The 26,009-nt window shown below is 63.8% G+C and carries 24 protein-coding genes; 6 read left to right on the top strand and 18 right to left on the bottom strand.

Translation table 11 applies throughout. From position 1 onward, the window contains the following. Positions 1-68 precede the first annotated feature (68 nt). From lysS to F3H95_RS05640, 3 genes are all read left to right on the top strand, one after another. On the top strand, positions 69-1,565 hold the full coding sequence (lysS, locus tag F3H95_RS05650; RefSeq protein WP_149745228.1) for a lysine--tRNA ligase: 1,497 nt from the start codon (positions 69-71) through the stop codon (positions 1,563-1,565). A gap of 159 nt (positions 1,566-1,724) precedes the next feature. After that, positions 1,725-2,609: a bifunctional helix-turn-helix domain-containing protein/methylated-DNA--[protein]-cysteine S-methyltransferase gene (locus tag F3H95_RS05645; protein WP_149745227.1), complete on the top strand. Its 885-nt coding sequence runs from the start codon at positions 1,725-1,727 to the stop codon at positions 2,607-2,609. 72 nt (positions 2,610-2,681) lie between these two features. After that, a complete protein-coding gene (locus F3H95_RS05640; protein WP_143127835.1) occupies positions 2,682-2,972 on the top strand; it encodes a type II toxin-antitoxin system ParD family antitoxin in 291 nt (96 codons plus the stop codon). A gap of 374 nt (positions 2,973-3,346) precedes the next feature. Here F3H95_RS05640 and F3H95_RS05630 read toward each other — a convergent pair whose 3' ends face one another. Next, positions 3,347-4,333 (bottom strand): sugar-binding transcriptional regulator, encoded by a 987-nt coding sequence (locus F3H95_RS05630; RefSeq protein ID WP_149745226.1) that lies wholly within the window; start codon positions 4,331-4,333, stop codon positions 3,347-3,349. A gap of 168 nt (positions 4,334-4,501) precedes the next feature. On the opposite strand from F3H95_RS05630, the gene tal reads away from it, so the two are divergent. After that, on the top strand, positions 4,502-5,461 hold the full coding sequence (gene tal / locus F3H95_RS05625) for a transaldolase (protein ID WP_143127837.1): 960 nt from the start codon (positions 4,502-4,504) through the stop codon (positions 5,459-5,461). 59 nt (positions 5,462-5,520) lie between these two features. Here the strand turns inward: tal and F3H95_RS05620 are convergent, their stop codons facing one another. From F3H95_RS05620 to F3H95_RS05605, 4 genes are read right to left on the bottom strand one after another with little or no spacing between them, the layout of a single operon-like run. Continuing rightward, positions 5,521-6,363, bottom strand: coding sequence for a metal ABC transporter permease (locus F3H95_RS05620; RefSeq protein WP_149745225.1), 843 nt, complete (start codon positions 6,361-6,363; stop codon positions 5,521-5,523). Continuing rightward, the gene (locus F3H95_RS05615) at positions 6,360-7,220 is read right to left on the bottom strand and encodes a metal ABC transporter permease (RefSeq protein ID WP_149745224.1); all 861 of its coding nucleotides are present in this window, start codon (positions 7,218-7,220) and stop codon (positions 6,360-6,362) included. Before F3H95_RS05615 ends, F3H95_RS05620 begins: the two co-directional genes overlap by 4 nt. Then, entirely contained in the window at positions 7,201-8,109 is a 909-nt protein-coding gene (locus tag F3H95_RS05610; RefSeq protein ID WP_149745223.1) for a manganese/iron ABC transporter ATP-binding protein, read from the bottom strand. Before F3H95_RS05610 ends, F3H95_RS05615 begins: the two co-directional genes overlap by 20 nt. After that, the gene (locus F3H95_RS05605) at positions 8,106-8,990 is read right to left on the bottom strand and encodes a metal ABC transporter substrate-binding protein (protein ID WP_149745601.1); all 885 of its coding nucleotides are present in this window, start codon (positions 8,988-8,990) and stop codon (positions 8,106-8,108) included. The genes F3H95_RS05610 and F3H95_RS05605 overlap by 4 nt, the downstream gene beginning before the upstream one ends. Before the next feature lie 259 nt (positions 8,991-9,249). On the opposite strand from F3H95_RS05605, the gene F3H95_RS05600 reads away from it, so the two are divergent. After that, positions 9,250-10,491, top strand: coding sequence for a hypothetical protein (locus F3H95_RS05600; RefSeq protein ID WP_188134301.1), 1,242 nt, complete (start codon positions 9,250-9,252; stop codon positions 10,489-10,491). 38 nt (positions 10,492-10,529) lie between these two features. On the opposite strand, the gene F3H95_RS05595 is transcribed toward F3H95_RS05600, so the two are convergent. Beyond that, entirely contained in the window at positions 10,530-11,024 is a 495-nt protein-coding gene (locus tag F3H95_RS05595; RefSeq protein ID WP_143127246.1) for a DUF2244 domain-containing protein, read from the bottom strand. Positions 11,025-11,049: 25 nt separating this feature from the next. On the opposite strand from F3H95_RS05595, the gene nth reads away from it, so the two are divergent. After that, on the top strand, positions 11,050-11,841 hold the full coding sequence (nth, locus tag F3H95_RS05590) for an endonuclease III (RefSeq protein WP_149745222.1): 792 nt from the start codon (positions 11,050-11,052) through the stop codon (positions 11,839-11,841). Here nth and F3H95_RS05585 read toward each other — a convergent pair. The 12 genes from F3H95_RS05585 to F3H95_RS05530 all read right to left on the bottom strand — a co-directional run bounded on the left by F3H95_RS05585 (position 11,794) and on the right by F3H95_RS05530 (position 25,968). Beyond that, the gene (locus tag F3H95_RS05585) at positions 11,794-12,540 is read right to left on the bottom strand and encodes a sulfate transporter family protein (RefSeq protein ID WP_149745221.1); all 747 of its coding nucleotides are present in this window, start codon (positions 12,538-12,540) and stop codon (positions 11,794-11,796) included. The genes nth and F3H95_RS05585 overlap by 48 nt on opposite strands. A gap of 172 nt (positions 12,541-12,712) precedes the next feature. Next, positions 12,713-14,293, bottom strand: a complete 1,581-nt coding sequence (locus tag F3H95_RS05580) for an FGGY-family carbohydrate kinase (protein ID WP_149745220.1) — start codon at positions 14,291-14,293, stop codon at positions 12,713-12,715. 54 nt (positions 14,294-14,347) lie between these two features. Continuing rightward, complete coding sequence (locus F3H95_RS05575) at positions 14,348-15,058, bottom strand: HAD family hydrolase (RefSeq protein WP_149745219.1); 711 nt, start codon at positions 15,056-15,058, stop codon at positions 14,348-14,350. 9 nt (positions 15,059-15,067) lie between these two features. After that, a complete protein-coding gene (locus F3H95_RS05570; protein WP_149745218.1) occupies positions 15,068-16,549 on the bottom strand; it encodes a mannitol dehydrogenase family protein in 1,482 nt (493 codons plus the stop codon). Between the two features lie 50 nt (positions 16,550-16,599). Further along, positions 16,600-17,376, bottom strand: a complete 777-nt coding sequence (locus tag F3H95_RS05565) for an L-iditol 2-dehydrogenase (RefSeq protein ID WP_149745217.1) — start codon at positions 17,374-17,376, stop codon at positions 16,600-16,602. Then, a complete protein-coding gene (locus F3H95_RS05560) occupies positions 17,373-18,371 on the bottom strand; it encodes an ABC transporter ATP-binding protein (RefSeq protein WP_143127239.1) in 999 nt (332 codons plus the stop codon). Before F3H95_RS05560 ends, F3H95_RS05565 begins: the two co-directional genes overlap by 4 nt. A gap of 26 nt (positions 18,372-18,397) precedes the next feature. Further along, complete coding sequence (locus F3H95_RS05555) at positions 18,398-19,228, bottom strand: carbohydrate ABC transporter permease (protein WP_149745216.1); 831 nt, start codon at positions 19,226-19,228, stop codon at positions 18,398-18,400. Between the two features lie 4 nt (positions 19,229-19,232). Then, entirely contained in the window at positions 19,233-20,105 is an 873-nt protein-coding gene (locus F3H95_RS05550) for a sugar ABC transporter permease (protein WP_143127237.1), read from the bottom strand. 265 nt (positions 20,106-20,370) lie between these two features. Then, on the bottom strand, positions 20,371-21,690 hold the full coding sequence (locus tag F3H95_RS05545; protein ID WP_149745215.1) for a sugar ABC transporter substrate-binding protein: 1,320 nt from the start codon (positions 21,688-21,690) through the stop codon (positions 20,371-20,373). A gap of 146 nt (positions 21,691-21,836) precedes the next feature. Next, positions 21,837-22,790, bottom strand: coding sequence for a sugar-binding transcriptional regulator (locus F3H95_RS05540; protein WP_149745214.1), 954 nt, complete (start codon positions 22,788-22,790; stop codon positions 21,837-21,839). A gap of 135 nt (positions 22,791-22,925) precedes the next feature. Then, positions 22,926-24,776 (bottom strand): ABC transporter ATP-binding protein, encoded by a 1,851-nt coding sequence (locus F3H95_RS05535; protein WP_143127234.1) that lies wholly within the window; start codon positions 24,774-24,776, stop codon positions 22,926-22,928. A 28-nt stretch (positions 24,777-24,804) separates the two neighbouring features. Further along, a complete protein-coding gene (locus tag F3H95_RS05530; RefSeq protein WP_143127233.1) occupies positions 24,805-25,968 on the bottom strand; it encodes a M20 aminoacylase family protein in 1,164 nt (387 codons plus the stop codon). Between the last annotated feature and the right edge of the window lie 41 nt (positions 25,969-26,009).

The following is a 26,009-nucleotide window of genomic DNA, read 5'->3' as shown; positions in this document are numbered from 1 at the left end:
GGCGGATGCTGCCTTGCGTGGCAGCATTCCTCACCCGAAAAGAACATGGCCCCAAAAGGCGATAACCGATGACCGAACAGAAGACCGAAACCGCCCTCTCCTCCGACGCAACCGAAGTGCGCCGCCAGAAACTGGCGCTGCTGCGCGACAAGATCGGCGACGTCTATCCGGCCCATTTCCACCGCACGATGACCAATGCGGAACTGGCCGAGAAATATGAGGGGCTGGAACCGGATGTGGAAACGCAGGACATCGTGACGGTTGCCGGCCGCGTCTATTCCTCGCGCAATTCCGGCATGTTCATGGACATCCGCGACGCCTCGGGCAAGGTGCAGATCTTCTCGCACAAGGACACGACGCCGGACGCCGCCCGCGACATGCTGGCGATGATCGATATCGGCGACATCATCGGCGTCACCGGCCTTGTCCGTCGTACCAAGCGCGGCGAGCTGACGATCAACGCGCATGAGATCACCATGCTGACGAAATCGCTGCTGCCGATGCCGGAAAAGTGGCATGGCGTCTCCGACATCGAACTGCGCTACCGCAAGCGCCACCTCGACATCATGTCGAACGACGAAAGCAAGCTGCGCTTCCAGCAGCGTTCGAAGATCGTCTCCGGCTTCCGCCGCTTCCTGGAGAGCGAAGGGTTCCTCGAAGTGGAAACCCCGATGCTGCAGACGGTCTATGGCGGGGCGACCGCCGATCCGTTCAAGACCTTCCACAACACGCTGAAGATGGACATGTACCTGCGCATCGCGCCGGAACTGTTTTTGAAGCGCACGCTGGTGTCGGGCCTTTCCGACAAGGTGTTCGAGATCAACCGCAACTTCCGCAACGAAGGCGTTTCCACCCGGCACAATCCTGAATTCACCATGATGGAGTGCTACTGGGCCTATGCCGATTACGAGGACATGATGGCGCTGGTCGAGCGCCTGTTTGAAAACCTCGCCACCACCATTCACGGCACCACCGATGTGGTGTTCGGCGACAAAACCCTTTCCTTCAAGGGTCCGTTCAAGCGGGTACCGATGCCCGAGGCCGTCAAGGATGCGACCGGCATCGACTTCCTGGCGATCAAGACGGACGAGGAAGCACGCACCGCCGCCAAGGCCGCCGGCTTCGAGGTGGAGAAGGACTGGACCTGGGGCGAATGCCTTGCCTTCATCTTCGAGGAGAAGGTCGAGGGCACGCTGATCCAGCCGTCTCACGTCACGCATTTCCCGAAGGACATTTCGCCCTTCGCCAAGGAAGTGCCGGGCGAGCCGCGCCTCGTGGAGCGTTTCGAGACCTATTGCAACGCCTGGGAAGTGGGCAATGCGTTTTCGGAACTCAACGATCCGGAAGAGCAGCGCCGCCGCATGGAAGAGCAGCTGGAACAGGCGCATGCCCGCGGCGAGAAGGACAAGCAGCTGGATGACGAATTCCTCGATGCCATCGACCAGGGCATGCCGCCCGCCGGCGGCCTCGGCATCGGCGTCGACCGCCTGATCATGCTGCTCACCAATGCCCCCTCGATCCGCGACGTGATCCTGTTCCCGGCCCGCCGCAACAAGGCGGACTGAGCCCGGCAGCATTCCGGCAATCGTTCACGGCCCGCCCCCCGGCGGGCCGTTTGCGTTCCGGCAAGGCATGGTCGCGCGGATCGAAATCGTGCGGCAAGTTTCGGGTGGCATCCGGCAGCGGCGCGTGGTGAACTGATCGTCATCGAGAGGATCTGCCCCATGAATGCCTTTGCCCCCACGCCCGCCTGCGCCACCGACATCACCCCTGATGGCGAGGACTATGCCATCGTCAAGCAGGTGATCGAGCGGATCACCATCGACTATCGCGACCAGCCTTCGCTGGAGCGGCTGGCGGCGGAGCTTGGCCAGTCGCCAACGCAGTTGCAAAAGGTGTTCACCCGCTGGGCCGGGCTCTCGCCGAAAGCCTTCCTGCAGGCGGTGACGCTGGATCACGCCAAGCGGCTGCTCGGCGAGGAACAGCTGCCGCTCTTGGAGACTTCCTACGAAGTCGGGCTTTCGGGCCCGGGGCGGCTGCACGATCTCTTCGTCACGCATGAGGCGATGAGCCCCGGCGAATGGAAAGCGAAGGGCGGCGGGCTCATCATCCGCTACGGCTTCCACCCCTCCCCCTTCGGCCTTGCGCTGGTGATGGCGACCGAGCGCGGTCTCGCCGGCCTCGCCTTTGCCGATGACGAAGGCGGTCGCGAGGCCTGCTTTGCCGACATGGCGACACGCTGGCCGAATGCGGACTATGTGGCGGATCAGCAGGCGACCGCCCCCTATATCACCCGCATCTTCGATCCCGCCCGCTGGCGGTCGGAGGAGCCCCTGCGGGTGGTGCTGATCGGCTCCGATTTCCAGGTGCGCGTCTGGCAGAGCCTGTTGAAGATACCCTTCGGCAGGGCCGTCACCTATTCCGACGTTGCCCGCGACATCGGCCAGCCGACCGCCAGCCGCGCCGTCGGCGCAGCCATCGGCCGCAACCCGATCTCCTTCGTCGTTCCCTGCCACCGGGCGCTCGGCAAGAGCGGCGCGCTGACCGGCTACCACTGGGGCCTCACCCGCAAGCGCGCCATTCTCGGCTGGGAGGCTGGGCGGGTTTAGGCTAAAGATGAAGGAAGGCTTGGCAGATGATGCCACCGACCTTTATGATAGGGGTCTATGGAGGCCTTGGCGATGCCCACCCGCAACGTTGTACTGACCGAGCATCAGCAGGACATGATCGATCGACTGGTACAGTCGGGCCGGTATCAGGACGCCAGTGACGTGTTGCGCGACGGCCTGCGGCTGATCGAGAAGCGGGAAGAGCGCGAGATGGCAAAACTTAAAGCGCTGCGAGAGGCGGCAGCGATGGGTTTCTCCGACATCGACGAAGGACGCTTCGTCGATGTGCCGATGGGCGAAGTCGACACCTACATCGCAGGGCTCAGTCGAGAGGCTGGCAACAAGCGGAATGACTTGGCATAGCAGGACATGGCCGCTATCCGCCTCTCCCTTGCAGCAACAGGCGACATCAGCAACATACTGACGAAAGCCGCGAGGATTTCGGTCCGGAAGCGACCCTGCGCTACGAGCGCCTGATCGTCACGGCCCTGCAGGATCTGGCAGCGGACAGCCGCAGAACTGGAACAATCCTTCGTCCGGATATCGCGGCTGATGTACTGAGTTACCATTTACGATACAGCCGTGAACGCGCGCGCATGGCAAGCGGCATCGTTCGCCGACCACGGCACCTGATCCTGTTTCGATCCATCCGGCCGGACCTCGTTGGCATTGGTCGCGTCCTGCATGATAGCATGGAACTCAGCCGGCACCTGCCGCCGAATTTCGGCGATATCTGATCAGGCAGACGCTTCCGCCAGCCGCAAAAGCTCCCGCGCCGCGCTCTCGTCGGTGATCAGCGTGTTGCAGCCGATGCGGCGGATGGTGGCGCGGATGGCGCCGGCGCGGTGCGCGCCGCCGGAGGAAAGCACGATGTGCCTGGCCTTTTTCAGCGTATCGAGATCGATCGACATCACCCGTTCGTTGATCGGATGATCGATGGTGTTGCCGTCCGCATCGAGGAAATTGAACATGGTGTCGCAGACGCAGCCGCGCCCCACCAGTTCCTGCAGCGTCTCGCGCGTGATGAAGCCTTCCGACAGCGAGGTCGAATGCGGACCGATATCGCCGCAGGAGACGATGGCGAGATCGAGGTTTTCGGCAAGATCGTACAGCGTCTTCAGGCCGCACTGCTCGATCAGCGCGCGCTTGGTTGCCACCGAATCCACCAGAAGCGGGGCGAGGAACATGTAGCATTCGGCGCCGAGCTGGCTTGCCAGCCGCCACGTGTAATCAATGGGGTTGGTCTGGTGCACGGCAACGATGCCGCCGAGCAGCGAGACGACCTTGCAGTTCTGCCTCCGAGGCGGGCGGAAGCCGGCCAGCGAGGCGGTCATCGTGCGCCCCCAGCCGACGCCGATCGTCATGTCGTCCGTCACCACTTCCGTCAGGAACTGGCCGAGCGCCAGACCCACGGCCTTTGCGATGGAGCCGGCATCCGATTTGTCCGGAGAGGGCACCACCACGGCCTCGTCCAGCCCATAGGCCTTTTCCAGCTTCACCGCGAGATCGACGCAGTCATCGATCCCCTCGCTGATCCAGATCTGCACCTCGGCCCGCTTCACGGCCTCGTCCAGCATGCGGATCACGGTGGAGCGGCTGATGCCGAGCTTTTCCGCCACATCCTTCTGTGTCAGGCCCTGATTGTAATAGAGCCAGGCCGCCCGCAGGCGCAGCGAGGCGGCCTCGGAATAGGCGACATGAGTTTCGCGTCTGAGCTTTGGCAAGGCGGCCGCCACCTCCGTTTGATCGGCCTCCACTATCGGCAGAGTTGGAACAAATGTCAAATGTGATGGGCAAATGTCCTTGACATTCGCGTGTGCGAGCGCAGATAGTGAGGATGACGGGAGACGATTGCCGTCTTCCCACGAGATCGAAAACCCTGAGGAATTCCGATGGCCTCCAAGCTTGAACAACTGCGTTCCATGACCACGGTGGTGGCCGATACCGGCGACATCGAGGCTGTTGCACGCCTGAAGCCGGTGGATTGCACCACCAACCCGACGATCGTGCTGAAGGCGCTCGGCACCCCCGTCTTTGCCGATCGCGTCAAGGAAGCCGTTACATGGGGCAAGAGCCAGAACGGCTCTTCCGAGGCCGTGATTGCAGCGGTTGCCGATCGCCTCGCCATCTCCGTCGGCGCGGCCCTTGCCGAACTGGTTCCCGGCCGCGTCTCCACCGAAGTGGATGCCGACCTTTCCTTCGACACCGAGGCCTCGATCACCAAGGCGCGCGGCATCATCGCCGCCTACAAGGAGCGCGGCATCGAGCGTGACCGCATCCTGATCAAGCTTGCCTCCACCTGGGAAGGCATCAAGGCGGCGGAAGTGCTGCAGACCGAAGGTATCGACTGCAACCTGACGCTGCTGTTCTCCAAGGCCCAGGCGATCGCCTGCGCCGATGCCAAGGCCTTCCTGATCTCGCCCTTCGTCGGTCGCATTCTCGACTGGTACAAGAAGTCCACAGGCCAGGATTACACGTCTGAGACCGATCCGGGCGTCATCTCGGTGCGCCAGATCTACAACTACTACAAGGCGAACGGCATCAGCACGATCGTGATGGGCGCCTCGTTCCGCAATGCCGGTGAAATCGAAGCGCTGGCCGGCTGCGACCGCCTGACGATCAGCCCGGCCCTGCTGGACGAGCTGGACAAGGCCGAAGGCACGCTGGAGCGCAAGCTTTCGCCCGACAACATCACCGAGGATCCCTTCCAGCCGATCGACGAAAAGACCTTCCGCTGGATGCTGAACGAGGATGCGATGGCAACCGAAAAGCTGTCGGAAGGCATCCGCGCCTTCGGCAAGGATCTCGTTGCCCTGCGCGACATGGTCAAGAAGGAACTGGCTGCCGCCTGATCTCCGCGACAGCCCCGTTTCCGGAAAACGGCTCGCCTCCCTGCGGCGGGCCGTTTTTTTTATGGGATGGAAACGGACATCTTCGCCTGTCGCACGGTCTTCAGGAACGCCACCAGAAACACACCCGTCATCAGCAGCACGATGGTCGGCGCGGGCGCGCTGTCGATGAAGAAGCTGAGAAGGATACCGAAGACGGTGCAGCCGGTGGCGATGGCGACAGAGGCGACCAGCATGGCGCCGAACCGCCGCGTCAGCAGGAAAGCGATGGCGCCGGGGGCGACGAGGAAGGCGACGGAAAGGATGATGCCGATGGCGCTCAATGCGCCGACCACCGTGAGCGAGAGGACCGCCAGCAGCCCATAATGTAGGAGCCCAACCGGCAGTCCGATGGCGCGGGCATGTTGCGCATCGAAGGCGTGCAGCAGCAGGTCCTTGCGCAGGATGCCGAGAAAGAGGGTGCTGGCCAGCTCGATCAGTCCGGTCTCGACCAGATCGTGGGGTGCGATCCCCAGCATGTCGCCGAACAGGATATGGTCAAGATGGACATCGCTGCGGACCGCGACGAACATCACGAGGCCGAGGCCGAACATGCCGGAAAAGACGATGCCGAGCACCGTGTCCTCCTTGATGCGGCTGTTGTCCTTGAGAAAGCCGGTGGCCAGCGCACAGGCAAGGCCGGCAACAAACGCGCCGAGGCTGAGCGGCAGCGCGAGCATGTAGGCGAGCACCACGCCCGGCAGCACGGCATGCGAGACGGCATCCCCCATCAGCGACCAGCCCTTCAGGACCAGAAGGCAGGAGAGCATGGCCATCGGCACCGCTATCATCAGCGTCACCATAAAGGCGTACTGCATGAAGGGAAGCTGGAAGGGCAGAAGGATCGTTGCAGCGAGATCGCTCATGCGGCCTCCTCCAGCGCCAGAGCCCGCTTGCGGCGGGCGGCGAGCAGACCATGCTTCGGCGCAAGGACGAAAGCCGCCAGGAAGATCAGCGTCTGCAGCACGACGATGATGCCGCCGGTTGCGCCGTTGAGGAAATAGCTGGCATAGGCACCGACAAAGCTGGTCGCGGCACCGATGGCGGCGGAAAGCAGGATCAGCCGCTCGAAACGGTCCGTCAGCAGATAGGCGGTGGCCCCCGGCGTCACGACCATCGCCACCACCAGAAAGGCGCCGACCGTCTGAAGGGCGGCGACCGTGGAGGCAGCAAGCAGCGTGAAGAACATCGCCTTCAAGAGGTCGGGCCTGAGGCCGATGGTGCGGGCATGGTTTTCGTCGAAGAAGGCCACCATCAGGTCCTTCCATTTCAGCGCCAGCACGACAAGACTGACGCCGCCGATCAGCACCAGTTGCAGCGTATCCTCCGGGGTGATCGCCAGAATGTTGCCGAGTACGATGGTCTGGATGTTCACCGAGGTCGGCGAGAGCGACACCATGAACAGGCCAAGCCCGAAAAACGAGGTGAAGATCAGCCCGATGATGGCATCCTCCTTCAGCCGCGTGCGCTGGTTGAGGAACAGCATGGCGGCCGCTGCCAGTCCGCCGGAGAGAAAGGCGCCGAGAGCAAAGGGAAGCCCCAGCATATAGGCGCCGGCAACGCCCGGCACGATGGCATGGGAGAGCGCGTCCCCGATCAGCGACCAGCCCTTCAGAATCAGATAGGCGGACAGAAAGCCGCAGACGCAGCCGACGAGCGTGCTGACCCAGATCGCATTCAGCATGTAGCCATAGGTGAACGGCTCAAGAAGCGTCTGGAGCATCGGCCCTTTCCCGCGGCTTTGCCCTGACGGTGCCGGTCGTGCCATCGCCATAGGTCACGAAGGGCCGCTCGTCATCGGTCATGACCCGCACCTGGCGGGCGTCGTCATCCGCATGCAGATCGGCACCGCCGAGAATGAAGTGACGCAACACGCCGCCAAAGGCCTTTTCCAGATTGGCCTCGGTGAAGGTGTCTTCCGTGCGGCCATGGGCAATCACGGTGCCCTTGACGATCACGGTGCGGTCGCAGAATGCCGGCACGCTGCCGAGATTGTGGGTGGAGACCAGCATCACCCGCCCCTCGTCGCGCAGAGATTTCAGCAGCGCAACGATCTGCTCCTCCGTCGTCACATCCACGCCGGTGAAAGGCTCATCCAGCAGGATCACCTGCCCTTCCTGCGCCAGCGCCCGGGCCAGAAACACGCGCTTGCGCTGGCCGCCGGACAACTCGCCGATCTGGCGCTCGCGGAAGGCCTCCATGTTCACCCGGCGCAGCGCCTCCGTCACCATCTGCCGGTCGCGGCGAGACGGCATGCGCAGAAAATTCATGTGGCCGTAGCGGCCCATCATCACCACGTCTTCCACCAGAACCGGAAAGCTCCAGTCCACCTCTTCGGCCTGCGGCACATAGGCCACGAGGTTCTTGCGCAGCGCCTCGCGGGCCGGCATGCCGAGGATCTCGACCGAACCGCCGGAGAGCGGGACGAAGCCCATGATCGCCTTGAACAGTGTGGACTTGCCCGCACCGTTGACGCCGACCAGCGCGGTTATGGTGCCCTTCGGCACAGAAAAGCTGGCATGTCGCAGGGCGGTGTGGCCATTGCGATAGGAGACGGTCACATCCGTGACAACGAGCCCCTGTGGCGATCGCTTCACCCTGCCCATTCTCATGACGACAGCCCCCTTGCGATGGTCTGCGTGGTGACCTTCAGCAGATCGAGATACGTGGGAACCGGGCCATCCGGATTGCTGAGACTGTCGACATAGAGCACGCCGCCATAGGTGGCACCCGTTTCGCGCGCCACCTGTTTTGCCGGATCGGCGGAGACGGTGCTTTCGGAGAAGATGACCGCGATGCGGTTGTCGCGCATGGCATCGATCACGGCCTTCACCTGCTGCGGCGTCCCCTGACTGTCGGCGTTCACCGGCCAGAGATAAAGCTCTTTCAGGCCGAAATCGCGGGCGAGATAGGAAAAGGCACCTTCGCTCGTGACAAGCCAGCGCTTGTCCTCGGGCAGGGCGGCCAGCCGTTCGCGGATCGGCTGCACGGTGGCGCGGATCTGGTCGGAATAGGCCTTCGCATTGGCGGCGTAGACATCGGCATGGGCGGGATCGATGCGGCTCAGCGCGGCGCGGATATTCTCCACATAGATCAGACCGTTGGCGGGTGACATCCAGGCATGCGGATTGGGCTTGCCCTGATAGGCGCCGCCGGCAATCGCCATGGGGTCGATGCCGTCGGACACCGTGACACTCGGCACCTTGCCGAGATTGGCAAGAAACTTCTCGAACCACTGCTCAAGGTTCAGGCCGTTGCGCAGCACCAGATCCGCATCGCGAGCACGCAAGATGTCGCGTGGGGTGGGCTGGTAGTTATGGATCTCCGCGCCAGGCTTTGTGATGCTTTCCACCTCCGCGGCATCGCCTGCCACGTTCTTCGCCATGTCGGCGATGATGGTGAAGGTGGTGACCACCTTCGGCTTATCGGCTGCCCAGACCGGCGCGGCCAGAAGGCCGGCAACCGTCAGCGACAGGGCAGCAAGCAGGCGCATTCGCACGGCATTAACCCTCTCTTGCAACTCATTTGCAATACAAGCTAACGCCTTTGTCAGCGTTGTCAACGCTATTGCAAATCATTCGCAGCAACGTGAGCGCTTCGTCATCAACGGCCGGGGGACGCAGGCAGACGGGGGGCGCGGCAAGCAGCCATGCGGGCTTAAAGCTTCTTCAACGCTCATGACGGAGGATGATGGGCACTACCATGGTTTCAGTTTTGCGTTGAGTGGAGTTCAGCATGCCGGAGTTCCGGGCGTGAAAGGCCTCAAGATCAGGCTGTCACGAAAGCTCGTGATCGTGCTGGGCGGCATTGTCGTGCTGGGCGGCGGCAGCGGCGCCGTGGCGCTCTACATCGGTCCGGACAAGATTCTTGGACCGTCCTACGAGGAAGTGAACGGCCTGAAATGCACGACGGCGCAGCTCGTGAAGATCAAGCGCGAGCAGAGATCCTGGGTCCGCAAATACGTCTTCACCGAAGGTGGCGATGGACCGGCGCGGCTGAAGACGGCGCTGCGCGTTGCCAAATCCCTGCAGGAAAGCGAGAAGGCCGACCTCATCCAGGTGACCGTTCTCGACAAGGCCGGCCCCACCCAGCGTTCGCAGATGCGCGGCCGGGCGATTGGCGCGCAGGTTGTCTACATTCCCGATCTTGCGCGGTCGCCGGTGCCCTCCGAAACCTCATTCTCTGCCTTCTACGTGGACGGCAAGGCCAACAGCAGCGGCGAATTCTTCGGCATGCGGATCGATCCCCCCGAGGAAGACATGGAAAAGCTGGCCGCATCTTTGACCGACAAGGCCGATTGCGTGATGCCGGTGACCGAACCGGCCGCAGACCCGCATGGCAGCAGCGGCGGCAAGAAGGGCAAGAAGAGCAGCGACCATGGTGGCGGCGGGCATGGCGAGGCCGCGGGCCACGGCTCTGCGAGCGACAAGAAGGCCGATGACGGCCATGGCGGCGGCGACAAACCCGCACCGGCCGCCGGCGATCATGGCGGCGAACCCGCAGCAAAGGCACCGGACGGCGAAAGCGGCAGCGGCGGCCTTCTCGGCTCGATCACCAGCATGATCTTCGGCAGCGGCAAGAAGGACGCACCGGCGGCCAGCGAACAGCCGGGCGAAACAGCGGCTGCGACGGACCATGCCGCGACAGACAAGCCGGCGGCGGAACCGGTCGAACAGCCCGGTATCGTGGCACGAATGAAGGGGATGATCTTCGGCGGCGGCGAAGAGAAGGCCGTGGTGGCGGAACCGGTGGCCAGGCCAGTGGCGACAGAAGCCGCTGGCGAAACCGCCAAGGCTCCGGCCGACGGCATCGACCCGATGAAGGTTGCAGCTCCCGCATCCGCGGCGCCGGTAGCCCAGGCGCCGGCCCAGGCCGATCCCCCGCATGGGCAGGCGGCGGGACCAGACGATGCCACACCGGACACTCTCCCGACACCTCAGCCGACGGCCCCGGCCAGGAGCGCCTCACCCAAGCCTGCCCGTGTCGTTCACTGACCCTGCCACAGGCGATGGCGGACAAATGAGGACGGGTCTCAGATCCGCTGCTTCACCGTGGCCAGCGCACCGCGAAAGGCCTTGGCGAAACTTTCCCGGTCATCGGGGTTGAGGAAGGCGCCTATATCGGTGCGTCTCCCCTCGCCTGTCACATGCATGGATGTGATGCCGAACTCGTGGTGTCGGCGCACGCGAAAACGTGCCCAGAACGGGTTGAAGTGATGTTCCACCATCCGGCCCGCGGGTGAGAATTTCCGGATCGCCACATCGGTACGCGACACCGTCACCTCCTCACGGGCGCGGCCGGCGCGGTAGTTCAGCCAGAAGGCCCCCCACAGGAGCATGAAATCGAGACCGAAGAAGAAGACGATCGGCCAGGCGCCGGTCGTCAGGAAGAAAAGGCCGTGCAACAGGCAGATGGCGCCGGTGAGGCCAAGCAGCACGCGATAGCCCTGTCGCCCCAGCGATCGATAGGGCGTCAGTTCGGCTGCGAAAACCGGTGGCTCGTCGTCTCTCTCCACGTTGCCTTCCATCCCGTGGCTTGTCATAGAAGTGCATATGGCAACTGATAGACTGCAATCCCACATGCAAACTTCGCAAAAGTCAAATGGCGCGGCGAGAGGCCGCAGCCGCCATGCCCGCAGTGCCTATACGAAGGCGGAGATGCAGGAGATCTTCCGCCGCTTTTCCGTGCAGCGTCCGGAGCCGAAGGGCGAGTTGGAGCATGTGAACCCGTTCACGCTGGTGGTGGCCGTGGCGCTTTCGGCGCAGGCAACGGATGTCGGCGTCAACCGCGCCACCCGAAAGCTGTTCCAGATCGCCGACACGCCGGAAAAGATGCTGGCGCTCGGTGAAGAGGGCGTGATCGCACATATCAAGACGATCGGGCTTTACCGCAACAAGGCAAAGAACGTCATCGCCCTGTCGAAGATGCTGATCGAGGACTTCGGCGGCGAGGTGCCGAAGACGCGGGACGAGCTGACCAGGCTGCCGGGCGTGGGGCGCAAGACGGCCAATGTGGTGATGTCGATGGCCTTCGGCATACCGACGCTCGCCGTCGATACCCATGTGTTCCGCATTGCCAACCGGCTGAAGATGGCGCCGGGCAGCACACCGGATGCGGTGGAGGAGAACCTGCTGCGGGTCATCCCGAAGGAATACCTGTTCCACGCGCATCACTGGCTGATCCTGCACGGGCGCTACACCTGCAAGGCCCGCAAGCCGGAATGCGAACGCTGCGTGATCGCCGATCTCTGTCGCTCTCCGGAGAAGACCTGCGACGTGCCGGCGCCACTTGTCGAACTACCCACGCAGACGATCGGGACGGAGGCGCTCGCCGAGGGCGAATGAGGGATCGCGCCTGCTGATCGCCTTGTGCAGGTGCACCATCAGGCCGGCGGCAAACAGCGGCGTCAGCAGGTTGAGGATCGGAATGGCGAGGAAGCCGGCAATCAGCAGGCCGGCGAGAAACACCGTTCCCCTGTGCTTCTGGCGAAAGGCCTTGGCCTCTTCCGGCGGGCGAAAGCGCATGGCGGCGAACTCGAAGAATTCGCGCCCCAGCAGATAGCCGTTGACGAGGAAGAAGGCGACGAGATTGACGCCCGGCACCAGCAGCAGGAACAGCGCCACCAGGTTGCCGAGAATGACGACGCCGAGAAACTGCACGGATTCGATGAGCGCGCGCCCCATAGGCATGGCCGTGCCCGGCGGATCGGCCGGGTAATCGCGCTGTTCCACCACTTCGGCCACGTCATCAAGGAACAGGCCGGCGATCAGCGCCGTGACCGGTGCAATCAGCAGCGCAAGACCAAGCGCCAGCCCGATGCCAGCGACGATGGCAAAGACGAAGGTCAGCCAGCCGGCCCAGTCCGGCACCGTCGGCAGAAGGTCCGCGAAATAGGGCCAGACATAGCCGATGAAGACGCCGCGCAGGGCAAGCCAGAGGCCGATCAGCACCAGGATCGTCAGGCCCAGAACCTTCCAGAACACCCGGCGCGTTTCCGGCGCGAAGAGATTGAGAAGCGAAAGGCGTGCGGCGTCAAGGATCATCAGACGGTCGGCTCCGGTGGTCCAGAACGCTTCAGGCAACAGCGGAGATGCCCGAAACACCCTGTCTGTTTGGTGTGGCGCAGTTTCGCCGGCGAAATCGGTTTCCGCGTTCGCCGGACCTGCTTTCGGCTGGATGTAGGTGCACGCAGCCCGCCGCACAAGGCGGCGGATCTCAGCGGATTGCTTCCAGTTCCGTCCGGTGGCGCTGCATGGCGAGGAAGCGGCGGTAATCACGCTCGTAATGCGGATGCGCGCGGCCTTCCGGCAGGCGCACCGTGCCGCCCTGATCCATGGCGGCGGCGGCGGAGGTGAGATCCGCATGCAGGGCACCGGCCACCGAGGCGGCCATCGCGGTTCCGAGCAGCACCGCATCCGGCGCCGAGGGCAGCCGCACCGGATAGCCGGTGACATCCGCATAGAGTTCCACCAGATGCGGATTGAGCGCATGTCCGCCCGCCACATGCAGCATCTCCACCGCATGCCCGGCGGTCTTCATGGTCTCCAGAATGTGGCGGATGCCGAGCGCCAGCGCCACGCAACTGCGCCAGTAGAGCTGGCAGAGACCGTCGAAGGAGGTATCGAGCGTCAGACCCGAAATCGTGCCGGTGGCGCGCGGATCGGCGAGCGGGGCGCGGTTACCGTGGAAATCCGGCAGGATGTTCAGCCGCTCGCCGAGCCGATAGGGCTCGCCTTCGCGCAGCACGGCGATGCGGTCGATGATGCGCTGGTGGGTGGCAGGGGTCGGCTCGCCACCCGCCGCATGCATGCGCACCACATGATCGAGCAGCGCTCCGGCCGCCGACTGGCTGCCCTCGACCAGCCAGAGATCCGGCAACAGCGCGCCGCGGAAGGGGCCCCACAGGCTGTCGGTGAAGATCGGCGTGGCAGACAGCGCAACGAGACAGCTGGATGTGCCGCCGACCAGCGCCAGATCGCCGCCCTCCCCCGCCCGGCCGATGGCGGTGCCAAGTGCGCCGAGCGCCCCGGCATAGGCATCGATGATGCCGGGCGTCACGAGGCAGCCGGTGGTGAGGCCAAGCTCTGCGGCGGCCCCGTCGCTCAACCGGTCCACCAGACCGCCGACCGGCAGCGTCGTCTGCGGCAGGGCCCCACGCCCCACCATGTCGTCCAGCCCGGCAAGTGCCAGGAAATCCCGCTGCCAGCCTGCCTGCTCGTGTGCCAGGAAATTCCACTTGGCCGTGAGTGTGGAGCGGGACCGTGCCGTCGAGCCCGTGGCCCGCCAGGTGAGGAAGTCGGCGAGATCGAAGAAATAGCCGGCCTTCTGCCAGCTGCGCGGCATGTGCCGCTTGATCCAGGCAAGCTTCGGCAGCTGCATTTCCGGCGACAGGGCGCCGCCGCAGAAATCCAGCACCGGGTGGCGGCTGGCATTCAGCCGCTCGGCCTCCTCCACGGCGCGATGATCGAGCCAGACGATGGTGTCCAGCCGGTCGTCGCAGGTAGCGGACACGCTGAGCGGCTTGCCGTCCCGGTCGCGCAGCACCAGGGAACAGGTCGCGTCGAAGCCGAGGCTTGCAACCTGTTCCGGCCTTGCCCCGGCCTCCGCCATCGCGGCCCTTACCGCCTGACAGGTGGCCCGCCAGATATCCTCGGAATCATGCTCGGCAATGTGATCGCCATCGCGCCGCATCAGGATCGGATGACGGCTGCGCGCCAGAAGCCTGCCGTGACGGTTGAACACGCCCGCGCGTGCGCTGGTCGTTCCCACATCGACCGCCACCACCAGTTCCCGCATCAGGTCCTGTTTCCCATCCTTGGTGGATCGCCGTTCAGGCCGTGCAATCGACGCTCAGGGCGCCGCGACCGTCGGCCGGCCTGCGGGATCCGATATGTAGTTGGCAATAAGGTGGAGCAAATCCGGCATGGCGTCAAACACCACATCGGGCGAAAGTGCCGCAATTTCGGTGCGGTATTCCTCCCGGTCCGCATGCGATCCGCCGGTGAAGGCAAACACCGCCATGCCGGCACGCTGCGCCGCCAGAATGCCGGCGGGGCTATCCTCGATAACGATGCAATCGGCCGGATCCGCCCCCATTTCACGGGCGGCATGCAGGAAGAGATCCGGCGCCGGCTTGCCGTTTGCCACCATGGTGGCGCTGTAGACATGCGGTTCGAGGAAGCCGAGAAGCCCGGTGAGGCCGAGCGACAGACGGATGCGCTCCGGCTGGCTGGACGAGGCCACGCAGCGACGCCAGGGCATGGCGGAGAGCGCATCCGCAATGCCGGCAATCGGCTGGAGATCCGCCTCGAAACTGCGATAGAGATCCTGGCGCATGCGTTCCAGGAAGGCGGCATCCGCATGGATGCCGAAATCCGCATCCAGCACCGACACCATATGCGCCATACTGCGGCCGAGGAAGCGCTGGTAGGCCTGCTGCTCGCCAAGCTCCCCGCCATTCGCCTTCACCGCATCGATGAGAACGCGGATGGACAAGGGCTCGCTGTCCACCAGCACACCGTCGCAGTCGAAGATCACCAGGGGTTGCCGCATCTGTTCCATGGCATGACTCTAGCCCGCCAGACGGTCATCAAGATAGAGCTGCAGCGTGCGGGCAGTGCCCTCCGTCCACAGGGTTTCGAGCGCATGTGCGAAGCGGGTGCGGAAATGTTGCGAACCGGACACGGCGCCGAAGATCTCGTCGAAGGCGAGGAAGGCCATCGGATCCTGACGCGCCTGAAGCGCCGCCGCCTGAAGTTTTTCAGCACTCGCATCGTTGAAGACGATTGCCTTGCCGCTGTCGCTGGTGCCGGCAAAGTAGCGGCACCACAGCGCCGAGACGAGCGACAGGCCGACGATATCCTCGCCGCGCGCCAGCCGGTCGGCGGTGGAGGGCAGGATGAATTTCGGCTGGCGGTTCGAACCGTCCTGCGCCAGACGCGGAATGGTGTCGCCGATCTTCGGATTGAGGAAGCGCCGCTCGATCAGTTCGAAATAGGCGTTGAGATCGGTGTCCGGCACCGGCGGCACGATGGGGATGATCTCTTCCCTCTCGAGCTTGGCGAGGAAGGCGCGGATCAGCGGATGCTCCATGGCCTCGTGCACGAAATGGATGTCGAGCAGCGCCGCCGGATAGGCGATCGCGGCATGGCCGCCGTTCAGGATGCGGATCTTCATCAGCTCGTACGGCGCGACATCCGGCACAAACTGCACGCCGGCCCGTTCGAGAAGCGGGCGGCCGGCCGGGAAGCGGTCTTCCATCACCCACTGCTTGAACTCCTCGCAGAACACCGGCCAGTTGTCCTCGACCCCGAAATCCTGCGCCAGAATGTCGATCTCGCGGCTGCCGGTCGCGGGCGTGATGCGGTCGACCATGGAATTCGGAAAGCTCACATTCTCGTGGATCCACTCGGCAAAGGCGGGATCGGAGAGACGGGCGAGCCCGCAGACCGTGTTTTCCGTCACATGGCCATTGCCCGGAATGTTGTCGCAGGACATCACGGTGAAGGGCGCGACGCCCTTGTCGCGCCGCGCCTTCAGACCGGCGATGATCAGCCCGAACACCGTTTTCGGCTGGTCAGGCGTTGCGGCATCGGCCTGGATGGCGGGATGGGCCGGGTTGAAATGCCCTTCCGCATCGATGAAATAGCCGCCTTCGGTGATGGTCATCGAGACGATGCGGATCTTCGGATCGCTGAGCGCCGCGATGATCGCGCCCGCATCGCCGACCGGCAGGATGTCGATCATCGGCGCGGTGACGCGGGCGGCGGTGCGGTTGTTGTCCTGCTCCACCACCGTCGTCAGGAAATCCTGCGCCGCAAGCTTGTCGCGCATGGCCTGGTCGGAGGGCAAAACGCCGGCGCCGACGATGCCCCAGTCGTGGTCGAGCCCCTCGTTGAAGAGATCGTCCAGATAGACCGCCTGATGGGCGCGGTGAAAATTGCCGACGCCGAAATGCAGGATGCCGGGCGACAGCGTCTTCTGGTCGTAGGCCGGCACGGCCGCCGTGGCGGCGATCTCGGACAGGGTGGCGCGGGAAAGCTTGATGGTCATGGGGTCACGTCCTGAAAAGTGAACGGCAGAAACGGGTCGGAGGCTCCAACTCAGCTCATCCAGTTGCCGCCATCGACATTGTAGGTCTGGGCGACGATGTAGTCGGCCTCGGCGGAGGCGAGGAACACGGCCATGCCGGTGAGATCCGCAGCCGTGCCCATGCGGCCGAAGGGAACGGCCTCGCCGACGAGCCGCTTCTTTTCGCCGAGCGGGCGGTTCTCGTAGCGGGCAAACAGCGCATCCACGCCATCCCAGTGCTCGCCGTCCACCACGCCGGGCGCAATCGCGTTGACATTGATGCCGTGCCGGATGAGGTCGAGCCCGGCCGACTGGGTGAGCGAAATGATTGCCGCCTTGGTGGCGCAGTAGATGGCAACCAGCGCTTCGCCGCGCCGGCCCGCCTGGCTTGCCATATTGATGATCTTGCCACCCTTACCGCGCGCGATCATGGAGCGGGCGGCCGCCTGCAGCATGAACAGGGAGCCTGCGACATTGATCGAGAACAGCCGCTCGTAGCTGTCACGGGAAATCTCGACGATCGGCGCCATGTCGAAGAGCGCGGCATTGTTGATCAGAATGTCGATGCCACCGGCCCTTTCCTCGACGGCGCGGATCGCCGCATCGATGGACGCCTGCTGCGTCACGTCGAGTTCCACCGCATAGGCTCTGGGCCCGATCTCGTCCGCCGTCTGGCGCGCGCGCGCGAGGTTGATGTCGGCGATGGCGACGGTGGCGCCCTCCCGCACATAGGCTTCCGCGAAGGCGCGGCCGATGCCGCGGGCAGCACCGGTGATGATGGCGGATTTGTCCTGCAGTCTGCCGGTCATAGCGCCAGTCCCTTGTCGTCAAAGCGGTGCAGCTTGCTTTCATCGGGCGTCAGGAACACACGGTCGCCATGCCGGCAGCCGAATTCGCCGCCGGCGCGCACGGTGAGCGTGCCGATGCCGGAGACTTCCACATGCATGAAGGTGTCGGAGCCCAGATGCTCGGCGATGGTGACCACGCCGTCCCAGGTACCGGCCTCGCGCGACAGGCCGATATGTTCCGGCCGGATACCGGCCGTCTTTGCCCCCTTCGCGCGGGCATAATCGCCCTCGATCAGGTTCATGCGCGGCGAGCCGATGAAGCCGGCGACGAAGAGATTGGCGGGTTTGCGGTAGAGATCGAGCGGCGAGCCGACCTGTTCGATACGGCCGCGGTTCAGCACCACGATCTTGTCGGCCATGGTCATGGCCTCCACCTGGTCGTGGGTCACATAGATCATCGTCGTCTTCAGCGTCTGGTGCAGCTCGCTGATTTCAAGGCGCATGTTGACGCGCAGCGCCGCATCGAGGTTCGACAGCGGCTCGTCGAACAGAAAGGCCTTTGGCTGGCGCACGATGGCGCGGCCGATCGCCACGCGCTGGCGCTGGCCGCCGGAGAGCTGGCGCGGCTTGCGGTCGAGATAGTCGGTGAGGTTCAGCACGCGGGCGGCATCGTTCACCTTGCGGTCGATTTCCGCCTTGTCGATATTGGCCATCTTGAGCGGAAAGGCGATGTTGGAGCGCACGCTCATATGCGGGTAGAGCGCATAGGACTGGAAGACCATGGCAAGCCCGCGTTTGGCGGGCGCCGCCTCCGTCGCGTCCTGCCCGTCGATGACGATCTGGCCGCCGGACACATCCTCCAGGCCGGCAATCAATCGCAGGAGCGTGGACTTGCCGCAGCCGGACGGGCCGACGAAGACGACGAATTCGCCGTCATTGATGTCGAGATCGATCGAGGGGATGACCTTCGCTTCGCCGAAGACCTTGGAGACATTGCGCAGGGTGATACTGCCCATCTTCGTTTTCCTTTTGTATCCGCTGCCTATTTCACCGCGCCGAAGGTCAGGCCGCGCACGAGCTGCTTCTGGCTGAACCAGCCGAGGATCAGGATCGGGGCGATCGCCATGGTCGAGGCGGCCGAGAGCTTGGCGTAGAAGAGACCTTCCGGGCTGGAATAGGAGGCGATGAAGGTTGTCAGGGGTGCGGCCTTCGACGTGGTGAGGTTGAGCGTCCAGAAGGCCTCGTTCCAGGCGAGAATGATGTTGAGGAGCAGCGTCGAGGCGATGCCGGGGATCGCCATCGGCGTCAGCACATAGACGATCTCCTTGGCAAGGGAGGCGCCATCCATGCGGGCGGCCTCAAGAATCTCGCCGGGGATTTCCTTGAAGTAGGTGTAGAGCATCCACACGATGATCGGCAGGTTGATCAGCGTCAGCACCACGACCAGGCCGATGCGCGTGTCGAGCAGGCCGACGTCGCGGAAGATCAGGTAGATCGGAATCAGCGCACCGACCGGCGGCATCATCTTTGTGGAGAGCATCCACATCAGCACGTCCTTGGTGCGCCTGGTCGGCGAAAAGGCCATGGCCCAGGCGGCGGGAATGGCGATGACGAGGCCGAGCAGCGTGGAGCCGAGCGACATGACAACCGAGTTCCAGAAGTGCAGAAAATAATCCGAGCGGCTCTGCACCTCGGCATAGTTTTCCGTCGTCCAGTGGAAGAACAGGAAGACCGGCGGCGAGGCGATCGCATCGCCTTCCGACTTGAAGCTGGTCAGCACCGTCCAGAGGATCGGGAAGAAGATCAGGATGCCGAGCGTCCAGGCGATGGCGCTCATGACAAGCTTGCGGCGGGTGGAAACCTTGCGTGCCATGGTCTCAGGCCTCCAGATTCTTGCCGATGAGGCGCACGAGGAAGATCGCGACGATGTTGGCGAGGATGACCGCCACGATGCCGCCGGCGGATGCCCCGCCGATATCGAACTGCAGCAGCGCCTGGGCATAGACGAGATAGGTGAGGTTCGTGCTCTGCGTGCCCGGCCCGCCATTGGTGGTGACGAGGATTTCCGCGAAGACGGAGAGCAGGAAGATGGTTTCGATCAGGATGACGACGGTGATGGCGCGCGCCATGTGCGGCAGCACGATATAGATGAAGCGGGAGACGAAGCCGGCGCCATCCATCTCGGCCGCCTCCTTCTGCTCCTCGTCAAGCGATTGCAGGGCGGTCAGCATGATCAGCGTCGCAAAGGGCAGCCACTGCCAGGCGACGATGATGATGACCGACAGCAGCGGCACGCTGGCAAGAAAATCGACCGGCTGAAAGCCGAGGCTGCGGGCAATCCAGGCGAGCAGCCCGTTCACCGGATTCATGAACATGTTCTTCCAGACGAGCGCCGACACGGTCGGCATCACGAAGAAGGGCGCAATCACCAGGATGCGCACGATGCCCTGCCCGAAGATCGGCTGGTCGAGCAGCAGCGCAAAGGCGATGCCGCCGATGATGGTGATGGCAAGCACGCCCCCGACCAGCAGCAGCGTGTTGGTCAGCGCATCGAAGAAAGCGGGATCGCTCAGGAAGAAGGAATAGTTCAGGAAGCCCGTGAACTCCTCCATGCCCGGCATCAGAAGATTGTAGCGCAGGAAGGAAAAATAGATGGTCATGCCGAGCGGCACGATCATCCAGGCAAACAGCAGGATGACGGAAGGAGCCATCATCAGGCGTGCTGCCGAACGGGTGTGGGTCGTCGCCATGAGAGCCCGCCTCTTGTTCTGTTCAACTTTGTTGAGAACCTCCCCCTCTGGCTGCCGCCATCTCCCCCACAAGGGGGGAGAAACCGTGCGGCATCCTCCTGCCCCAAATGAAGAGCGCGGTGAGTGCTGCGGGTTAAGCCCCTCCCCCTTGTGGGGAGGGGTTGGGGAGGGGTTTTATCTGCAAGACCAGGATCTTGCCGGTTCCCTCTCCCCGTTCACGGAGAGAGGGCTAGGGTGAGGAGCAAGCTCCCCCAAGCCGGCAGCCTTACTTCTTGGGATAACCGGCCTTCTTCATCTCGCGCTCGGTCAGCTGCTGGGCGCTCTGCAGGGCCTGATCGACGGTCACCTGACCGGCGAGCGCTGCGGAGAACTGCTGGCCGACCGCCGTGCCGATGCCCTGGAATTCCGGGATCGCCACATACTGCACGCCTTCATACGGAACCGGCTTGACCGAGGGCTTCTTCGGATCGGCCGAGTTGATGGAGTCGAGTGTCATCTTGGCGAAGGACGCTGCCTTCTGGTACTCGGCGTTCTGGTAAAGCGAGGTGCGCGTGCCCGGAGGAACGTTGGCCCAGCCTTCCTTTTCCGCAACGAGGTTCAGGTAGTCCTTGCTGGTGGCCCAGGCGATGAACTTTTCGGCCGCCTCGACCTTCTTGGAGCCGGCCGGGATGGCGAGGTTCCACGACCACAGCCAGTTGCCGCGCTTGCCAAGACCGTTGTCCGGGGCGAGCGCGAAGCCGACCTTGTCGGCCACCTTCGATTCCTTCGGATTGGTCACGAAGGAGGCCGCCACGGTTGCATCGATCCACATGCCGCACTTGCCGGTCTGGAACAGCGCGAGGTTTTCGTTGAAGCCGTTGGAGGAAGCGCCCGGAGGGCCGGCGTCCTTCATCAGCTTGACGTAGAAGTCGAGCGTGTTCTTCCATTCCGGCTGGTCGAATTGCGGCTTCCAGTTCTCGTCGAACCAGCGGGCACCGAAGGAATTGGCCGTTGCCGTCAGGAAGGCCATGTTCTCGCCCCAGCCGGCCTTGCCGCGCAGGCAGATGCCGTAGGTCTCGGTCGACTTGTCGGTGATCTTGCGGGCCGCGTCCGCGATGAAGGTCCAGGTCGGGGCATCCGGCATTTTCAGACCGGCCTTGTCGAACAGGTCCTTGCGGTACATCACCATCGAGCTTTCGCCGTAGAAGGGCGCGGCATAGAGCTTGCCGTTGACGGTGAGGCCGGAGCGGATCGGCGGCAGCAGATCGTTGGCATCATATTTGGCATCGGCGGAAAGCTTGTCGAGCGGGGCCAGCCAGCCCTGCTTGCCCCAGATCGGCGCTTCGTAGATGCCGATGGTCATGATGTCGTACTGACCGCTCTTGGTCGCCACATCCGTCGTCACGCGCTGGCGCAGCACGTTTTCTTCAAGCGTCACCCACTGCACGTCGATGCCGGGGTTCTTCGCCTTGAAGTCATCCGTCAGCTTCTGCATGCGGATCATGTCGCCATTGTTGACGGTCGCAATGGTCAGCGTCTCGGCCGAGGCAATACCGGACAGGGCCAGCGCAGAGACTGCGCCGAGCAAAATGGTCTTCAATGTCATCTCTTCCTCCCAGAAGAACGGAAACGAGCATTCGCTTTGCTCGCGGGCAATTACTCGTTTATTGGCAAAAAATGTCAAGCAGCATTCGTCGCTGCAGCGCAGCGACACGGCATCAAGCAATTGATTTCAAAATAAAATTATTTTGCTCAGACGGAGAGCATATGCTCAGCGGTGCGTTCGTCGGTGATCAGACCATTGATCATTCGACCGCGCAGAGCCGCCGCCAGCGCTGTTTCCTTGCGCCGCCCGAGCGCCACGCCGATCACGACGCCACGGTCGCGGGGCGGGATCGGCACGCTGGCGACCCGGTCGTTGACCGGGTTGTCGAGCAGCTTTCCGTCATGCCCGTACATCCAGCCGCAGATCTCGCCGGCGGCACCCGCCTGCATCAGCGCCGTCATTTCGTCCGGCGCCAGGAATCCGTCCAGGCAAAGCGGCGCATCCACACCAAGCTCGCCGACGCCGACGAAGGTGACGTTCGCGGTGGCGCCAAGCGTCAGCGTCGACTGGACGATCGGCTGGCCATGCAGCAGGTCACGTTCCTCCGCAGACGAACACAGGACGGGCAGCGGCATGGGGAAGTGGCGGGCCTTGATGGCATCGGCCATCGAGAAGATGACGTTGTAATAGGCCGCCGAGCCGTCGGGGGCGATGTTGCCGGTCAGCGAAACGATGCGATGCTGCGGGCATTCCATCGGCGGCAACTGGTCCACGGCCGCCTTCAGCGTGCGGCCGGTGCCGATGGCGAGAACGATCGGCTCCGGGTTCTTAAGCCAGCGCTCGATCTCGGCAGCAGCCGCCTCGGCAATGCCGACCGTCGAGGAGGTGCCGGCGGGATCGGAGGGCACCACCTCGGCATGGTTCAGATCGAATTTTTCGCGCAGGGCCAGGGACAGTTCGAGGCAGGCGGAGATCGGATGGTCGAGCCGGACCTTGATCAGGCGCTCGGCAACGGCAAGCGAGACGAGGCGCTGGGCCGACTGGCGCGAAATGCCCATGGCCGCGGCAATCTCATCCTGCGTGCGCCCGGCCACATAATAGAGCCAGCCGGCGCGCGCGGCATCATCCAGCCGCCCCTGCGTATCATTGCGTCGTGCCATCAACAGATCCTGAAGCCGTTCCTGCTGCGGTTGCTGCCATGATTGGACGGGACCTGTCAAATCACAGGCCGACGACAAGAGGCCCGGCGGCCGCAAACCTGCCACCGGGCCTCATTGTTCTCGTTGCCGAAAGCCTCAGGCCTCGACCTGCACCAGATGACCGGGCGAGACCTCGCGATACTGGCGCTCAGGCGGCACATAGCCTGCCGCCCGCACCGGGCTCTTGATCTCGTCGGTGGCGAGGTTCCGCTTGATGCTGCGACGGGAGGGATCCGGCACGGGCACCGCCGCCATCAGCTTTTTCGTGTAGGAATGCTGCGGATTGTCGAAGACGGCGGCGCGGGGACCGATCTCGACGATCTCGCCAAGATACATCACCGCCACGCGGTGGCTGACACGCTCCACCACCGCCATGTCATGGCTGATGAAGAGATAGGCGAGCTTCAGGCTCTGCTGCAGATCGAGCAGCAGGTTGCAGACCTGCGCCTTGATCGACACGTCAAGCGCCGAAACCGCCTCATCCGCCACGATCACCTTCGGATCGAGCATCAGGGCGCGGGCAATGGCGATGCGCTGGCGCTGGCCGCCGGAGAATTCGTGCGGATAGCGCCGCATCATGTCCGGCGACAGGCCCACCTTGGCCAGCAGGTCGGCCGCCTTGTCGCGCGCATCCCTCTTGGAGCCGAGCCGGTGTTCGATGAAGGGTTCCATCACCGCCGAACCGACGCTCATGCGCGGGTTGAGGCTGGCGAAGGGATCCTGGAAGACCATCTGGATCGACCGGCGCATGGTGCGCAACGTCGAACGGTCGAGGGTCATCACGTCATACCCGTCGAGCGTGACCTGGCCGCTGTCCGGCTGCACCAGGCGGGTGACGGACCGGCCGGTGGTGGACTTGCCGCAGCCGGATTCGCCGACCAGCGACAGGGTCTCGCCCTCGAACAGCTGGAAGGAGACCTTTTCCACCGCATGCACGGCACCCGTCTGGCGGCCGAGAATGCCGGAGCGGATGGCAAAGCGCGTCGTCAGGTCCTTGACGTCGAGGATCGGCGTCTTGCCCTTGGCAACCGTATCGGTCACCGTTTCCAGAGGCTGCGCCTCTCCGGACTGCACGTCTATGATGGGAAAGCGCAGCGGAAGCGCACTATCCTTCATCGACCCCAGCCGGGGCACCGCCGCAAGAAGGGCGCGCGTGTAAGGGTGCTGGCCGCGGTGGAAGATATCGCCGGTGCCGCCGGTTTCCACCTGCTCGCCACGGAACATCACGATGGTGCGGTCGGCAATTTCGGCCACGACGCCCATGTCGTGGGTGATGAAGAGAACGGACATGCCCTCCTCATCCTGCAGTTCCTTGATGAGATCGAGGATCTGGCCCTGGATCGTCACGTCGAGCGCGGTCGTCGGCTCATCGGCGATCAGGAGCTTCGGCTTGGAGGCGAGCGCCATGGCGATCATCACGCGCTGGCGCATGCCGCCGGAGAACTGGTGCGGATATTCGTCGAAACGGCCCTTGGCGTTCGGAATGCGCACCTTGTCGAGAAGCCTGAGCACCTCGGCCTTGGCCTCGGCCGCCGAGATGTTCTGGTGCACCGTCAGCGCCTCGGCGATCTGCCGGCCGATCGGGAAGATCGGGTTGAGCGAGGTCATCGGCTCCTGGAAGATCATCGAGATCTCGTTGCCGCGCACCTGGCGCATCTGCTCTTCTGGCAGGGACACGAGATCGCGGCCGCCGAGCATGACCTTGCCCTCGATGCGGCTGGAATTCTTCGGCAGAAGCCGCATGATGGAGAGCGAGGTGACGCTCTTGCCCGAGCCGGATTCGCCGACGATTGCCACCGTTTCGCGCGGCGCGATCGAGAAGTTCATGTTGCGGACCACCGACTTCCATTCGTCATTGACGCGGAAGGAGGTGGTGAGGTTTTCGACGGAGAGGACCGGGGTCACCGCTCCCCCCGTCTGTTCCGAAAGCGTTGCGGACAGAAGCACGGGATTCTCCTTGGTCTTTGCCGACGGCTCAGGCCGCAAGCGCGGTTTCGGCCAGCGTCACCCAGTAGCTGATCCCGTAGGGAATGGCCTCGTCGTTGAAGTCGTAAGCCGGGTGATGAAGGTTTGCCGTGTCACCCACGCCGAGGAAGATGAAGGCGCCCGGCCGGGCCTCCAGCATGTAGGAGAAATCTTCCGCGCCCATCTTCGGGGCCGCATTGGTCTCCACGCGGGTATTGCCCACCACTTGGGCGGCAACGGAAGCGGCGAAATCGGTCTGCGCCGGATGGTTCACCGTGACGGGATAGCCGCGATGGTAATGCACCTCCGCCACCGCGCCATGCGCCATGGCCGTGCCCTGCGCTACCTCAACCAGCCGCTTCGCGGTGAAGTCACGCACCTCCGGATCGAGTGTGCGGACCGTGCCGGTGAGCTTCACCTCCATCGGGATGACGTTGTAGGCATCGCCGCCATGGGTGGTGGTGACGGATACGACGACGGACTTCAGCGGGTCGATTTCGCGCGATGCGATCGACTGCAGCGCGATGATCACATAGGCCGAGGTCAGGACCGGATCCACCGAGACATGCGGCTGGGCGGCATGGCTGCCCTTGCCCTTGATCACGATGTCGAAGCTGTCAGCCGCCGCCATCAGGCCGCCCTTGCGCAGCGAAAAGTCGCCAAGCGCCAGCCCCGGCGAATTGTGCATGCCATAGACTTCCTTGATGGAATATTTTTCCATCATGCCGTCCTCGACCATGGCAAGGCCACCGCCGCCGCCCTCTTCCGCCGGCTGGAAGATCACCGCAACAGAGCCTGCGAAACGGCGCGTCTCGCACAGATACTGCGCAGCCCCCAGCAGCATGGCGGTGTGCCCGTCATGGCCGCAGGAATGTGCCTTGCCCGGGTTCTTCGACGCCCAGGCCTTGCCGGTATCTTCCAGGATCGGCAGTGCATCCATGTCGGCCCGCATGCCGATGACCGGTCCCTCGCCGAGCGATCCCTTGATCAGCCCCACGACGCCCGTCTTGCCGATGCCGGTTTCCACGACGTCGCAGCCGAAGGCCTTCAGCTTTTCGGCGACGAAGGCTGCCGTGTGATGCACATCAAACAGAAGCTCCGGATTTTCATGCAGATGGCGCCTCCACGCCGCCACTTCATCCTGCATTTCGGCGGCGCGATTGAGAACTGGCATTGATGCGACCTCGTTGGTTTCTTCAGCTGTTTCCCTTGTGG

The organism is Rhizobium sp. RU35A, from assembly GCF_900156005.1.
GTDB lineage: Bacteria > Pseudomonadota > Alphaproteobacteria > Rhizobiales > Rhizobiaceae > Neorhizobium > Neorhizobium straminoryzae.
This window is presented reverse-complemented; position numbering and strand designations above follow the sequence as displayed.

Bases quoted from the DNA above. Each gene is read 5' to 3' on its own strand.
- lysS (WP_149745228.1), top strand. From the start codon at position 69: ATGACCGAACAGAAGACCGAAACCGCCCTCTCCTCCGACGCAACCGAA.
- F3H95_RS05645 (WP_149745227.1), top strand. From the start codon at position 1,725: ATGAATGCCTTTGCCCCCACGCCCGCCTGCGCCACCGACATCACCCCT.
- F3H95_RS05640 (WP_143127835.1), top strand. From the start codon at position 2,682: ATGCCCACCCGCAACGTTGTACTGACCGAGCATCAGCAGGACATGATC.
- tal (WP_143127837.1), top strand. From the start codon at position 4,502: ATGGCCTCCAAGCTTGAACAACTGCGTTCCATGACCACGGTGGTGGCC.
- F3H95_RS05620 (WP_149745225.1), bottom strand. From the start codon at position 6,363: ATGAGCGATCTCGCTGCAACGATCCTTCTGCCCTTCCAGCTTCCCTTC.
- F3H95_RS05615 (WP_149745224.1), bottom strand. From the start codon at position 7,220: ATGCTCCAGACGCTTCTTGAGCCGTTCACCTATGGCTACATGCTGAAT.
- F3H95_RS05610 (WP_149745223.1), bottom strand. From the start codon at position 8,109: ATGAGAATGGGCAGGGTGAAGCGATCGCCACAGGGGCTCGTTGTCACG.
- F3H95_RS05605 (WP_149745601.1), bottom strand. From the start codon at position 8,990: ATGCGCCTGCTTGCTGCCCTGTCGCTGACGGTTGCCGGCCTTCTGGCC.
- F3H95_RS05595 (WP_143127246.1), bottom strand. From the start codon at position 11,024: ATGGAAGGCAACGTGGAGAGAGACGACGAGCCACCGGTTTTCGCAGCC.
- nth (WP_149745222.1), top strand. From the start codon at position 11,050: ATGGCAACTGATAGACTGCAATCCCACATGCAAACTTCGCAAAAGTCA.
- F3H95_RS05585 (WP_149745221.1), bottom strand. From the start codon at position 12,540: ATGATCCTTGACGCCGCACGCCTTTCGCTTCTCAATCTCTTCGCGCCG.
- F3H95_RS05580 (WP_149745220.1), bottom strand. From the start codon at position 14,293: ATGCGGGAACTGGTGGTGGCGGTCGATGTGGGAACGACCAGCGCACGC.
- F3H95_RS05575 (WP_149745219.1), bottom strand. From the start codon at position 15,058: ATGGAACAGATGCGGCAACCCCTGGTGATCTTCGACTGCGACGGTGTG.
- F3H95_RS05570 (WP_149745218.1), bottom strand. From the start codon at position 16,549: ATGACCATCAAGCTTTCCCGCGCCACCCTGTCCGAGATCGCCGCCACG.
- F3H95_RS05565 (WP_149745217.1), bottom strand. From the start codon at position 17,376: ATGACCGGCAGACTGCAGGACAAATCCGCCATCATCACCGGTGCTGCC.
- F3H95_RS05560 (WP_143127239.1), bottom strand. From the start codon at position 18,371: ATGGGCAGTATCACCCTGCGCAATGTCTCCAAGGTCTTCGGCGAAGCG.
- F3H95_RS05555 (WP_149745216.1), bottom strand. From the start codon at position 19,228: ATGGCACGCAAGGTTTCCACCCGCCGCAAGCTTGTCATGAGCGCCATC.
- F3H95_RS05550 (WP_143127237.1), bottom strand. From the start codon at position 20,105: ATGGCGACGACCCACACCCGTTCGGCAGCACGCCTGATGATGGCTCCT.
- F3H95_RS05545 (WP_149745215.1), bottom strand. From the start codon at position 21,690: ATGACATTGAAGACCATTTTGCTCGGCGCAGTCTCTGCGCTGGCCCTG.
- F3H95_RS05540 (WP_149745214.1), bottom strand. From the start codon at position 22,790: ATGGCACGACGCAATGATACGCAGGGGCGGCTGGATGATGCCGCGCGC.
- F3H95_RS05530 (WP_143127233.1), bottom strand. From the start codon at position 25,968: ATGCCAGTTCTCAATCGCGCCGCCGAAATGCAGGATGAAGTGGCGGCG.